This window comes from Streptomyces sp. BK340 (genome assembly GCF_007827595.1).
GTDB lineage: Bacteria > Actinomycetota > Actinomycetes > Streptomycetales > Streptomycetaceae > Streptomyces.
This window is the reverse complement of the sequence record NZ_VISR01000001.1, coordinates 263761-276911: the sequence shown is the minus strand read 5'-3', so window position 1 is coordinate 276911 and position 13151 is coordinate 263761. Positions and strand designations below refer to the sequence as shown.

9 protein-coding genes are annotated in these 13151 nt (G+C 72.9%); 5 read left to right on the top strand and 4 right to left on the bottom strand.

Annotation, left to right across the window (positions count from 1 at the left end; translation table 11 throughout):
* Positions 1-19 precede the first annotated feature (19 nt).
* Positions 20-511 (bottom strand): PaaI family thioesterase, encoded by a 492-nt coding sequence (locus FB157_RS01325; protein ID WP_145875060.1) that lies wholly within the window; start codon positions 509-511, stop codon positions 20-22.
* Between the two features lie 48 nt (positions 512-559).
* Entirely contained in the window at positions 560-2902 is a 2343-nt protein-coding gene (locus tag FB157_RS01320) for an FdhF/YdeP family oxidoreductase (RefSeq protein ID WP_261386123.1), read from the bottom strand.
* 237 nt (positions 2903-3139) lie between these two features.
* Between FB157_RS01320 and polA the strand changes: the two genes are divergently transcribed.
* Positions 3140-5866, top strand: coding sequence for a DNA polymerase I (gene polA / locus FB157_RS01315; protein WP_145875058.1), 2727 nt, complete (start codon positions 3140-3142; stop codon positions 5864-5866).
* A gap of 212 nt (positions 5867-6078) precedes the next feature.
* Entirely contained in the window at positions 6079-6486 is a 408-nt protein-coding gene (locus FB157_RS01310; protein WP_145875056.1) for a hypothetical protein, read from the top strand.
* On the opposite strand, the gene FB157_RS01305 is transcribed toward FB157_RS01310, so the two are convergent.
* Complete coding sequence (locus FB157_RS01305) at positions 6404-7261, bottom strand: DUF4184 family protein (protein ID WP_145875054.1); 858 nt, start codon at positions 7259-7261, stop codon at positions 6404-6406. The genes FB157_RS01310 and FB157_RS01305 overlap by 83 nt on opposite strands.
* 318 nt (positions 7262-7579) lie before the next feature.
* Between FB157_RS01305 and FB157_RS01300 the strand changes: the two genes are divergently transcribed.
* The 3 genes from FB157_RS01300 to FB157_RS01290 all read left to right on the top strand — a co-directional run bounded on the left by FB157_RS01300 (position 7580) and on the right by FB157_RS01290 (position 10589).
* Positions 7580-9271 carry a lytic transglycosylase domain-containing protein gene (locus FB157_RS01300; protein WP_145875052.1) on the top strand — a complete coding sequence of 564 codons (1692 nt, stop codon included), beginning with the start codon at positions 7580-7582 and terminating at the stop codon, positions 9269-9271.
* A 163-nt stretch (positions 9272-9434) separates the two neighbouring features.
* Entirely contained in the window at positions 9435-9569 is a 135-nt protein-coding gene (locus tag FB157_RS01295) for an SPW_0924 family protein (protein ID WP_145875050.1), read from the top strand.
* A 27-nt stretch (positions 9570-9596) separates the two neighbouring features.
* Positions 9597-10589, top strand: a complete 993-nt coding sequence (locus FB157_RS01290; RefSeq protein ID WP_145875048.1) for a DUF3068 domain-containing protein — start codon at positions 9597-9599, stop codon at positions 10587-10589.
* On the opposite strand, the gene hrpB is transcribed toward FB157_RS01290, so the two are convergent.
* Positions 10579-13104 carry an ATP-dependent helicase HrpB gene (gene hrpB / locus FB157_RS01285; protein ID WP_145875047.1) on the bottom strand — a complete coding sequence of 842 codons (2526 nt, stop codon included), beginning with the start codon at positions 13102-13104 and terminating at the stop codon, positions 10579-10581. The genes FB157_RS01290 and hrpB overlap by 11 nt on opposite strands.
* Positions 13105-13151: the final 47 nt, after the last annotated feature.

Sequence of the window (13151 nt, the reverse complement as noted above, 5' to 3'; positions counted from 1 at the left end):
CGGGGCGGCGGGGACGCTCTCAGCCGCCGGCGGGCCGGACGTGCGCCTCGTCACCGGCCCGCACGTCGCGCAGCAGGCAGGTCAGCCGGGCGCTGCACACCCGGCGGCCCTCCTCGTCGCTGATCACGATGTCGTACGTCGCCGTCGACCGCCCGCGGTGCACCGGCGTCGCCACGCCGGTCACCAGGCCGGAGCGGACCCCGCGGTGGTGCGTGCAGTTCAGGTCCACGCCGACCGCGATCTTCGAGCTGCCGCCGTGCAGCATGGAGCCGACCGAGCCCAGGGTCTCCGCCAGTACCGCGGACGCGCCTCCGTGCAGCAGCCCGTACGGCTGGGTGTTGCCCTCCACCGGCATCGTGCCGACGACCCGCTCCGCCGACGCCTCCAGGATCTGCACACCCATCCGCGCCCCGAGGTGGCCCGCCGAGAACAGTGCGGGCAGGTCGACACCGAGCGCGGCGTACTCGTCGATGACCTCCTGCGGGAATTTCACCTGCTGCTGCTCGCCCATGGGCCCGGCTCCGTTCGTCGTACACCTGTCACTTGGCTGAGCAAACGCTCAGTCGGTCGCCGATTGTTCCAGACGGGCTTCCGGCCGGGGCTTCGGGAGGCCCTCCAGCGCGCTCTCCAGGCGCACCACGACGGACTTGCTGGCCGGGGTGTTGCTGGTGTCGGCGGTGGCGTCCAGCGGCACGAGCACGTTGGTCTCCGGGTAGTACGCCGCCGCGCAGCCCCGCGTCGTCGGATAGTGCACGACACGGAAGCCGGGCGCCCGCCGCTCCACGCCGTCCTTCCACTCGCTCACCAGGTCCACGTACGACCCGTCGGTGACCCCCAGGGCCCGCGCGTCCTCCGGGTTCACCAGCACCACCCTGCGGCCGTCGGTGATGCCCCGGTAGCGGTCGTCCAGGCCGTAGATCGTGGTGTTGTACTGGTCGTGCGAGCGCAGGGTCTGCAGCAGCAGCCGGCCCTCGGGCAGCTCCGGGTACTCCACCGGCGCCGCCGTGAAGTTCGCCTTGCCGGTCGCCGTCGGGAAGCGGCGCTCGTCGCGCGGCGCGTGCGGCAGCGTGAAGCCGCCCGGTCGGGCCACGCGCGCGTTGAAGTCCTCGAAACCGGGGATCACGCGGGCGATGCGGTCGCGGATCGTCGCGTAGTCCTTCTCGAACTCCTCCCACGGCACCTTGCTGTCCGCGCCGAGCACCCGGCGCGCCAGCCGGCACACGATCGCCGGCTCGGACAGCAGCTGCGGGCTCGCCGGCGCGAGCCGCCCGCGCGAGGCGTGCACCATGCCCATGGAGTCCTCGACGGTGACGAACTGCTCCGCGCTCTTCCCGTCCGGGCCGACCTGCAGATCGCGCTCCGTACGGCCGAGCGTCGGCAGGATCAGGGCGCGCGCGCCCGTGACGACGTGCGAGCGGTTGAGCTTGGTCGACACGTGCACGGTCAGCCGCGCGCGCCGCATGGCCGCCTCGGTGACCTCCGTGTCGGGGGAGGCGGCGACGAAGTTGCCGCCCATGGCGAAGAACACCTTCGCCTCACCGTCCCGCAGCGCGCGGATGGCCCGCACGACGTCGAAGCCGTGCTCACGCGGGGGTGCGAACCCGAACTCCTTCTCCAGCGCGTCCAGGAACGCCGGGGCGGGCCGCTCGAAGATGCCCATCGTGCGGTCGCCCTGCACGTTGGAGTGGCCGCGCACCGGGCACACGCCCGCACCCGGGCGGCCGATGTTGCCGCGCAGGAGCAGGAAGTTGACCACTTCGCGGATGGTCGGGACGGCGTGCTTGTGCTGGGTGAGGCCCATCGCCCAGCAGACGATGGTCCGCTCGGAGGCGAGGACCATGCCGAGAGCCTGCTCGATCTCCGTCCGGGACAGGCCGGTCGCCCTGAGCGTCTCGTCCCAGTCGGCGGCACGCGCGGCCTCGGTGAACTCCTCGTACCCGTGCGTGTGTTCGCGCACGAACTCCTCGTCGACCGCGCCCTCGGTCTCCAGGACCAGCTTGTTGAGGAGACGGAACAGGGCCTGGTCGCCACCGATGCGGATCTGCAGGAACAGATCGGTGAGGGCGGCGCCCTTGAGCATGCCCTGCGGGGTCTGCGGGTTCTTGAACCGCTCCAGTCCGGCCTCGGGCAGCGGGTTGATGCTGATGATCCTCGCGCCGTTCTCCTTGGCCTTCTCCAGCGCGGACAGCATGCGGGGATGGTTCGTCCCGGGGTTCTGCCCCGCGACGACGATCAGGTCGGCCTTGTACAGGTCCTCCAGCAGGACGCTGCCCTTGCCGATGCCGATCGTCTCGGAGAGCGCCGAGCCGGACGACTCGTGGCACATGTTCGAGCAGTCGGGCAGGTTGTTCGTGCCCAGCTCGCGCGCGAAGAGCTGGTACAGGAACGCGGCCTCGTTGCTGGTCCGCCCCGAGGTGTAGAAGACGGACTCGTCGGGGGAGCCGAGGGCGGAGATCTCCTCGGCGATGATGTCGAAGGCGCGCTCCCAGCTCACCGGCTCGTAGTGATCCCCGCCCTCGGCCAGATGCATGGGATGCGTGAGCCGCCCCTGCTGTCCCAGCCAGTACCCGCTCCTGGTGGCCAGGTCGGCCACGGAGTGCGCGGCGAAGAACTCCGGGGTGACCCGGCGCAGGGTGGCCTCCTCGGCGACCGCCTTGGCGCCGTTCTCGCAGAACTCCGCCTTGTGCCGGTGGTCCGGCTCCGGCCAGGCGCAGCCCGGGCAGTCGAAGCCGTCCTTCTGGTTCACCCGCAGCAGGGTCAGCGCGGTGCGCTTCACACCCATCTGCTGCTGGGCGATGCGCAGGGTGTGCCCGATGGCGGGCAGCCCCGCCGCAGCGTGCTTCGGCTCCGCGACCTGCGGTGCGTCCTGAACCGGATCGTCCTTGGGCGGTTTGGTCGCCATCGCGCGGTCCCCTTCGACTGCGGGTGAGAAGTACGCCGCAGATCCTCCCACGGGGTACCGACAGTGGGGAGCCCCGGTCCTGCCGGGCGCCGGGAGCAATGCCCGTGCCGGGGTCCGCCGGGGCCGGCCGGGGCCGGCGGGGGGCCTGCGGCTTCCGCCCCGTGTCCGTGGGCCTCCGCACGGGGTGCCGACCCGCCGCGGGCCGGAGTGTCAGTGGGGCGTGGCAGGATCGGGGGCGTGGCAGAGACAGCATCGAAGAAGACCGACAAGAACCCCGGCGGCACCCGTCCCCGGCTGATGCTCATGGACGGGCACTCGCTGGCCTACCGCGCGTTCTTCGCGCTGCCCGCGGAGAACTTCACGACCGCGACGGGCCAGCCGACGAACGCGATCTACGGTTTCGCGTCGATGCTGGCCAACACCCTGCGTGACGAGGCGCCCACGCACTTCGCGGTGGCCTTCGACGTCTCCCGCAAGACCTGGCGCTCCGAGCAGTTCACCGAGTACAAGGCGAACCGCTCCAAGACCCCGGACGAGTTCAAGGGCCAGGTCGAGCTGATCGGCGAGCTGCTCGACGCCATGCACGCACCGCGCTTCGCCGTCGAGGGCTTCGAGGCCGACGACATCATCGCCACCCTCGCCACCCAGGCCGAGGCCGAGGGCTTCGAGGTGCTGATCGTCACCGGCGACCGCGACTCCTTCCAGCTGGTCACCGAGAACACCACAGTGCTGTACCCGACGAAGGGTGTCTCGGAGCTGACCCGCTTCACCCCGGAGAAGGTTTTCGAGAAGTACGGGTTGACGCCCGTCCAGTACCCCGACTTCGCGGCCCTGCGCGGTGACCCGTCCGACAACCTCCCCGGCATCCCCGGGGTCGGCGAGAAGACCGCCGCGAAGTGGATCAACCAGTTCGGCTCGTTCGCCGAGCTGGTCGAGCGCGTCGACGAGGTCAAGGGCAAGGCCGGGCAGAACCTCCGCGACCACCTGGAGGCGGTCAAGCTGAACCGCCGCCTCACCGAGCTGGAGCGCGGGGTCGAGCTGCCGAAGACGGTCACCGACCTGGAGCGGGGCCCGTACGACCGCAAGACCGTCGCGATGGTCCTGGACACCCTGGAGATCCGCAACCCCTCCCTGCGCGAGCGTCTCTTCGCGGTCGACCCGGGCACCGAGGAGGCCGAGGCCACCCCGGTCGCGACGGAGGGCGTGGAACTGGACGGCAAGATCCTCGGCACCGGCGAGCTGGCCCCCTGGCTGGCCGAGCACGGCACCGAGACCCTGGGCGTAGCCACGGTGGGCACCTGGGCCCTGGGCACCGGCTCGGTCGCCGAGGTCGCCCTGGCGGCGGCCGGGGGAGCGGCCGCCTGGTTCGAACCGGCCGAGCTGGACGAGACCGACGAGAACGCGTTCGCGGCCTGGCTGGCCGACGCAGGCCGCGCCAAGGTGTTCCACAGCGCCAAGGGCGCGATGCGCGTCTTCGCCGAGCACGGCTGGAGTGTCGAGGGCGTCGCCATGGACACCGCCCTCGCCGCCTACCTGGTCAAGCCGGGCCGCCGCTCCTTCGACCTGGACGCGCTGTCCCTGGAGTATCTGCACCGCGAGCTGGCCCCGGCCGCCGCGGCCGACGGCCAGCTGGCCTTCGGCGCGGACGACGGCGCCGAGGCCGAGGCGCTGATGATCCAGGCCCGCGCCGTCCTCGACCTGGGCGAGGCCTTCGAGGTCCGCCTCCAGGAGGTCGGTGCGGCCGACCTCCTCCGGGACATGGAACTGCCCACCTCCGCCCTGCTCGCCCGCATGGAGCGTCACGGCATCGCCGCCGACCGCGCGCACCTGGAGGCGATGGAGCAGATGTTCGCCGCCGCCGTGCAGCAGGCCGTGAAGGAGGCGCACGCGGCCGCCGGCCACGAGTTCAACCTGGGCTCTCCGAAGCAGCTCCAGGAAGTCCTCTTCGGCGAGCTGGCCCTGCCCAGGACGAAGAAGACCAAGACCGGCTACACGACCGACGCCGACGCCCTCGCCTGGCTCGCCACCCAGACCGACAACGAACTGCCCGTGATCATGCTCCGGCATCGCGAGCAGGCGAAGCTGCGCGTCACGGTCGAGGGCCTGATCAAGACCGTCGCCGGCGACGGCCGGATCCACACCACCTTCAACCAGACGGTGGCCGCGACCGGCCGGCTGTCCTCCACGGACCCGAACCTGCAGAACATCCCGGTCCGCACCGACGAGGGCCGGGCGATCCGCCGCGGCTTCGTGGTCGGCGAGGGCTTCGAGTCCCTGATGACCGCCGACTACAGCCAGATCGAGCTGCGCGTGATGGCCCACCTCTCCGAGGACGAGGGCCTGATCGAGGCGTTCACCTCCGGCGAGGACCTGCACACCACGGTCGCCTCCCAGGTCTTCTCCGTCGAGCGGGACGCGGTGGACGCGGAGATGCGCCGCAAGATCAAGGCCATGTCGTACGGCCTGGCGTACGGCCTCTCCGCCTTCGGTCTCTCCCAGCAGCTGAACATCGAGGCGGCCGAGGCGCGCGCCCTGATGGACACCTACTTCGAGCGCTTCGGCGGCGTCCGGGACTATCTGCGCCGCGCGGTCGACGAGGCGCGGGCTACGGGCTACACGGCAACGCTCTTCGGGCGCCGGCGCTACCTCCCGGACCTCAACAGCGACAACCGGCAGCGCCGCGAGGCGGCCGAGCGCATGGCCCTGAACGCGCCGATCCAGGGCACGGCGGCCGACATCGTCAAGATCGCCATGCTCAACGTCGACCGGGCCCTGCGCGAGGCGGACCTCAAGTCCCGCATGCTCCTCCAGGTCCACGACGAAATCGTCCTGGAGATCGCCCCCGGCGAGCGCAAGGCCACCGAGGAGATCGTCCGCCACGAGATGGCGAACGCGGTCCTCCTGAGGGCCCCGCTCGACGTCTCGGTGGGCGTGGGCCCGGACTGGGAGTCGGCGGCGCACTAGCCGGGACAGCACCTGATCGCGAGCCGTTGCGGCAGGAAAGGGAGACTCTGCTCCGCAGAGAATTTCCCGCCGCAACGGCGATCAACCCCCACGGCGCATCCCGGCGGTGCCGAACTCACCGAAACCCACCCTGCCGAACCCGCGGAGGGCGTTTCACTCACGTGGCCCCCGCCAAAACGCCCCCCGAGCCCCGGACCCGCAACACTGCGAGCATGGGTATACGCATGCTCCACCACCGGACACCCGAAGCGCAGGGCAGCACCCCGGCCCCGGCGGACACCGCCGCGGACCGGGCCACGCCCGCCTCGCCGGTCCCGGCCCTCGCGGCCGACGCAAGCACCGCCCGCATCCCCGCCGACCTGGCCACGACCGTACGCAGGGCCGCGGTGGACCTCCGGAGCCGACTCGCCGCCCGCACCCGCCACGCCCCCGACTGGCGCGCCTGGCCGGATCTCGCCCGCGGCTACCTCGCGCTGCTGCTCACCCTGATCCCGAGAGCGCGGCCCCGGCGCACCCTCACCGTGTTCGTGGTCCCCGTCATCGAGCGGACGACCGGTCCCGGCGCCCACCGACCGACGCTGCGGGAGGGCCCGGAGCCGGGACAGGGCGCCACACCCTGACCCCGGCGGCGTACACCAGCACCCCGAGCACCAGCCCGGAGCCCACGCCGAAGCACAGGGTGGGCACCAGGTCCCAGGGCCGCGCGTGCGCAGCCCAGTACTCCCACCACCGCGCCACCCGCTGCGCCGCTCCCGCCAGGGCGCATCCGCCGAGCACGGCGGCGGCCCACCAGCGGTCCCGTACGGACAGGGCGGGCACCCCCGCCGGCTCGCCGGCCGGCGCCCGCCGCAGCGCGCGTACCAGGAACACGGCGATGACCACGGCGGCCACCGCGGACGTGCCGTACTGCAGCCAGGAGTAGAGCGGCATGCCCGCAAGGCCGCGCCCGAGGGCCGGAACCAGCCGGGACCCCCACCGGTCGTGATGCGTGAACGCGTCCCACACGATATGCGTCAGCGCGCCGAGCACCGCGGAGACGTACCACCACAGCACCGAAACGGCCCGCACGCGCGCGCGTGGCGCACCGCAGCGCAGCAGAGCGGCCGGGCGGCCCTGCCGGGCCCGGGGCAGCAGCGCCACCAGCGGTTCCCGGACGAGCAGCCACAGCCCCACCAGCGCCCAGGAGATGGGCACGTCGACGCCGGCCACTCCGGCGAAGGAGTGCGTGACCGCACCGAACTCCATGCCGCCCGGCAGGACGCTCGCGGCGTAGTAGGTCATGTCGGGCGCGAAGGAGCCCGCGACGAGCACCGAGGGCACCAGCCGGCCCCGGCCGCCGCCGTCCCGGCGGATGGCGGGCAGCACGGCCGCCGCATGGCTGAGCGTGAACGGCAACAGAGCCCCCTGGAGCGGTCGTCGGCCGTGACACCGGAACCGGTGATCACGCCCGTCCAGTATGCGCGAGTACCGTCCGACGCCCGCCGCACCAACGGAAGTTGGCCAACCGGTGAAAAACGGGCGCGAACCCGTGCCCGCTTCAAGGAAGGTGTCGTAGGGTCACCTGGGTCGCGGTGCCGGGCGCACGTTCGAACGTACGTCGCGCGGATGGAAAGACGGAACAGGCGCAACCAGAGCACCGGGTCAACCGTCAGACCAGGGCGAGGCACACGGACGGAGACGGACGCAGGGGCGTCCACGGGAGGGGTTCACTCTATGGCGGCGCACATCGGCAGGCGGCTGCGCAAGGGAGCGGCGACCACCGCCGTGGCCGCGGCAGCGGTCGCGGCTCTGTCCGCGTCCCAGGCTCCGGGAGCGCCCGGCGAGGACCACGGCAGACAGGCCGCGGCCGGCGCCAGCGCCCCGGTACCGGACGTGACCGCCGACGCCAACGCCACCGGCAACTCGCCGTACTACACGGACCTGCCGCCGCTCAACAGCCCCAACCCCAGCCCGTCGCCCACCGTCGGCACGCCCGTCTCCCGGGGCCCGGCCGAGGCCGGTATCCCCACGACGGTCCTCGACGCCTACAAGAAGGCCGAGGCCGAGCTGCGCAGCTCCAAGCCGGGCTGCAACCTTCCCTGGCAACTCCTGGCCGCCATCGGCAAGGTCGAGTCGGGCCACGCGCGCGGCGGCCGTGTCGACGCCGACGGCACCACGCTGAGCCCGATCCTCGGCCCGCAGCTCGACGGCAACGGCTTCGCGCTCATCAAGGACACCGACCACGGCGAGTACGACGGCAACAGCAGCTACGACCAGGCCGTCGGCCCGATGCAGTTCATCCCGTCCACCTGGGCCTGGGCCGGCCGCGACGGCAACGGCGACGGCAAGGCGGACCCCAACAACGTCTACGACGCCGCGCTCGCCGCCGGTCACTACCTGTGCCGCAACGACTGGGACCTGTCCGGCGAGGCCGGCCTGCACAGTGCGGTCCTCAGCTACAACAACTCGCAGGACTACCTGAACCTGGTCCTGAGCTGGCTGGAGTACTACCGCAAGGGCAGCCACTCCGTGCCCGACGGCACCGGCGGCGTGCCCTCCCACCGCAGCGACGGCGGCTCGAAGCACACCACGAAGCCCTCCGGCCCGCCGAAGACCAAGCCGGGCAAGCCCGGCGGCGGCAAGGGGCACCACGACCCGAAACCGCCGAAGCCGCCGAAGCCGCCCACGCCCTCCGACACCGTGGACCACCTGGAGGACGCGAGCACCGGCAACGCGAAGCTCACCGCGATGGCCGGTGACGCGTTCGCCCAGCGGATCGGCACCCGCGCCGAGACCAAGGCGGGGTCGGCCGTCGGCAAGGTCCGGATCCGGTTCACCATCACCGGCGACACCGACGCCACGTTCGCCGGGGGCGAGACCGTGGCCACGATCGCCACCGACGCCAAGGGCGTGGCGCTCGCACCGGCGCTCGAGGCGGGCGAGAAGACCGGCACCTTCAAGATCACCACCGCTGTCGTCGGCCACAAGACCAAGGGCGTCGACTACACGGCCACCGTCACCGCACGCGCCGCCGACACCCTGGCCCGCACCAGCGACACCCCGCTGACCTGCACCCCGGGCGGCGAGTTCGCCGACCAGGTCCAGGTGAAGGCGACGTACAAGGGCACCGTCGCCGACAAGGTGGCGGCCACCGCCACCCTGATCAAGTCGGCCGACGACGCCACCGAGAACGACAAGGGTCCTTACTTCAAGGACGCCGACGGCAAGGCCGTACGCACCCTCACCGGCCTCGAGACGGACGACAAGGGTCTGCTCACGCTGCCGAAGCTGTACGCGGACGACGTCACGGGCACCTTCCTGCTCCGCATCACCACCACCGGCGGCGCGACGCTCACCGTCGAGCTGCAGGTCGCCGCGGCCGACGCCTCGGCCAGCCCCTCGCCGAGCCCGTCCGCGACCCCCTGACGGCGCGAAGCCGGCACAGCGCAACAGGGCGCCCCCTTCGCCGCGGCGAAGGGGGCGCCCTTGTCCGTATGCCCGTACGCGTTACGTGTTCTCATCTCGCGCGCGCGTTGCTACGGTGCCGCACCTGACGATCCATCAGGAACCGTCCGCCGGGAGGCCCCGCATGCGCGCCCTGATCGCCGCCGCGACCGGACTCGCCCTCGCGCTCGCCCTGGTCCTCGCGATCACCGCCATGGGCACGCCGACGGGCCGGACGTCCCCCAAACCGCTGCTGACGACGGTGCCCGCGCATCCGTAGCAGCGCCCGTCCGGGAGGGAGGCCGGAATGCGCCGCAAGGCAAGCCTGGTCCTGCTCGCCTGTGCCGTGTTCTTCGCGGCGCTGTCCCCGCTGCTGCGCTGGTACGCCTTCCCGCGCCTGGCCAGGATCCCCGCGAACCAGTACCAGGACATGGTCCTCGAGGCCAAGGGCGCGACCCTCCTCGACTACGGCACCATGCGCGCGAGGAAGGTCCCCGAGGTGACCATCGTGCAGACCCTCAAGGGCAACGTGGAGGCGGCCGAGCGGATCGGGAAGAGCGCGGGGCGGCCCGTCGTCGTCTGGGACGGGCTGTCCTACGTCCAGGGCCCCGACGGCAAGATGGTCTCCCGCGTCCCGGAGCGCTACATCTTCGACGCCCACAGCCAGGACCCCGTCCACGCCACCGGCGAGTCGGTCGACGGAGACCCGGTCGAGCGGGACGGCATCGAGTTCAAGTGGCCGTTCCTGACCCAGAAGCGCGACTACGAGTACTTCGACGCGCAGACCCGCACCACCAGCCCCATCCACTACCAGGGCACCCGCACCTTCCGCGGCCTGAAGGTCTACTACTTCGAACAGACCATCCCCTGGACCAAGGTCGCCATGCCCAAGACCATGCCGGTCAAGGGCATCACCCCCGAGTCGGTGGCCAGGACCGGCACCACCCGCTGGTACAGCACGGTCCGCAGGTTCTGGGTCGAACCCGTCACCGGAGCGCCCGTCTACGGCGAGGAGCTCCACAAGGAGGAGCTGCGCGGCGGCACCCTGCTCGGCGGCCGCGCCCGCGTGACCGCGTTCGCCGGGGACGTGAAGATGCGCGAGGACTACATCGAGCACACCGTCGCCCTGGTCGAGCACAACCGCACCCTGGTCCTGCTGATGACCTCCTACCTGCCCTGGGGCTTCCTGAGCCTCGGCCTGCTGCTCCTCGCGCTCTCCCTCTGCCTGGAGGCACGCGGCCGCCGGCCCGGGGACCCGGCACCCGCGCGGGCGACGGAACCCGAACCGGTCAGCGCCTGAGCCGCGCGTTGGTGTGCCGGGTGGGCTCGGCGGTCGCCGGGTCCTCGGGCCACGGATGCTTCGGGTAGCGCCCGCGCAGCTCCGCGCGCACACCCTTGTAGCCGTCCTTCCAGAAGGAGGCGAGGTCGGCCGTGACGGCGGCGGGCCGTCCGGCGGGGGAGAGGAGATGGACGAGCACCGGCACCCCGGCCACCGCGGGGGTCTCCTGCAGCCCGAACATTTCCTGCAGCTTCACCGCGAGGACGGGCCGCTCCGGGTCCGCGTAGTCGATCCGGATTCTGGACCCACTGGGTACGGCGATCCGTTCGGGCGCCAGCTCGTCCAGCCGGACCGCCTCCCCGCTCGCCCAGGGCAGCAACCTCGCAAGCACCTGCCCGGCGTCGATCCGCCCGAGATCGGCCCGCCTCCGGGCCCGGCCCAGCTCCGGCTCCAACCACTCGTCCACGCGCGCGTACAGCGCTTCGTCCGACACGTCCGGCCACGGCTCCCCGAGGCGCGCACGCACGAACGCCAGCCGCTGCCGCAGCACCTCCGCCTCCGCGGACCACCGCAACAGCCCGAACCCCTCCTGCCGGAGCCCTTCGAGGAGGGCGCCGCGCACGAGCCCGGGATCGACGTCCCTCAGGGGCCGTACGGCCAGCTCGATGGCCCCGAGCCGTTCGACACGCCGGGCCACGACATCCCCGTCGGCCCAGTGCACCTCGTCCCGCTCCGCCAGCAGCGCCCCGGCCGCGGCCCGCGCCACGTCCTCGTGCACACCGGCTCCGAGCCGCACGCGCGCGTGCCCCTTCCCGCCGGGCCGGTCGGCGACGGCGACGACGATCCAGGGTGCGCCGCGCAGCGCCGACCCCTCGGACAGCTCGGCCCGGGTCCCGGACGCCATGAGGTACGAGCCGCCGTCGAGCCTGGCGACCCGCTCGGGGAAGGCGAGCGCGGCGACGAGACCGGCGGTGCTGTCGTCACCGGAGCCGGGTCCGGCCTGGGAGGCCGCCGGCAACCGACGGTCCCGGGTGACCGGGTGGGAGAACTCCTCCGACACGGCCCGCAGCCGCCGTACTTCACCGGTCCACCGCCCCGCGTAGGCGTCACCCCCACGCCGGGCACGCCGCAGCGCACCGGCAAGATCATCCCCGTAGTCCCGGGGCACCTCTTCGGAGAGCAGAGCGACGACCGGGGCACCCCCACCGGAGGTGTCCAGCAGGGCCCGCCCCAGCCGGGGGTGCACCCCCAGCCGCCCCAGCCGTACGCCGACCTCGGTGGCCCGGCCGGCGGAGTCCACCGCTCCCACCGCCGTCAGCGTGGAGCGCGCCGCAGCCATGGCCCCACCCGGCGGCGCATCCAGCAGCGCCAGCCCGGAGGCGTCGGGATCGCCCCAGCAGGCCGCCTGGAGGGCGAACGCGGTCAGGTCGGCCACCTTGATCTCCGGCGCGGGAAAGGCCGGCAGACGGACGTCCTCCGCCTCCGTCCAGCACCGGTACACCACACCCGGCGCCTCACGTCCGGCCCGCCCCGTCCGCTGCCGCCCGGCGGCCCGGGACGCCCGTACCGTGGCCAGCCCGCTCAAGCCGCGCGCGTGGTCCACACGGGGCTCCCGCGCCAGGCCCGAGTCGACCACCACCCGCACCCCGGGCACCGTCAGCGACGACTCCGCCACGGACGTGGCCAGCACCACCCGGCGCCGCTCCCCGGGGGCCAGCACCGCGTCCTGCACGGCGGCCGGGGCCCGCCCGTGCACCTGCAGCACCTCGACCTCGCCCGGATGGCCCAGCTGCCCGGCCACACGCGCGATCTCGCCCACGCCGGGCAGGAAACACAGCACGTCACCCTCCCGCTCGGCCAGCGCCCGCCGCACCACCGCCGCCACATGACCCAGCAGCGCCGGATCGACCCACATGCCGTGCGGCGGCCGCACCGCACGCGCGGGCGGCGCCCAGACGACGTCCACGGGATGCGAGACACCCTCGGCCTCGACCACCGGAGCGTCGCCGAGCAGCCGCGCCCAGCCCTGCGCGTCCGTGGTCGCCGACGCGGCCACCAGCCGCAGCTCCGGCCGCAGCGTCTGCCGCACGTCCCAGAGGAAGGCGGCCACCGTGTCGGCGTCCAGGTGCCGCTCATGGCACTCGTCGAGGACCACCACGTCGACGCCGGCCAGCTCCGGATCCCGTTGGAGCCGCTGCAACAGCACACCGGTCGTCACGACCTCCACGCGCGCGCGGCGCCCCACGACCCGCTCGCCGCGCACCGTGAAGCCGACGCTCTCGCCGGGCTTCTCGCCCAGCAGCCACGCCATCCGCCGGGCCGCCGCCCGCGCCGCGATCCGCCGCGGCTCGGCCACCACGACCCGGCGCGCCGGGCCGCCACCGACCAGCCCCGCCAGCACGAGCGGCACCAGCGTCGTCTTGCCGGTGCCGGGCGGCGCCACCAGCACGGCGGTGCCGTGCCCCTCCAGGGCGTCGCTCAGGGCGGGCAGGGCGGCACGGACGGGCAGCGCGTCCAGGGCGTCGTAACGGATCACGCCCCCAGTGTCGTACGGACGCGAGAACGCCCCGCACGCGTGCGTGC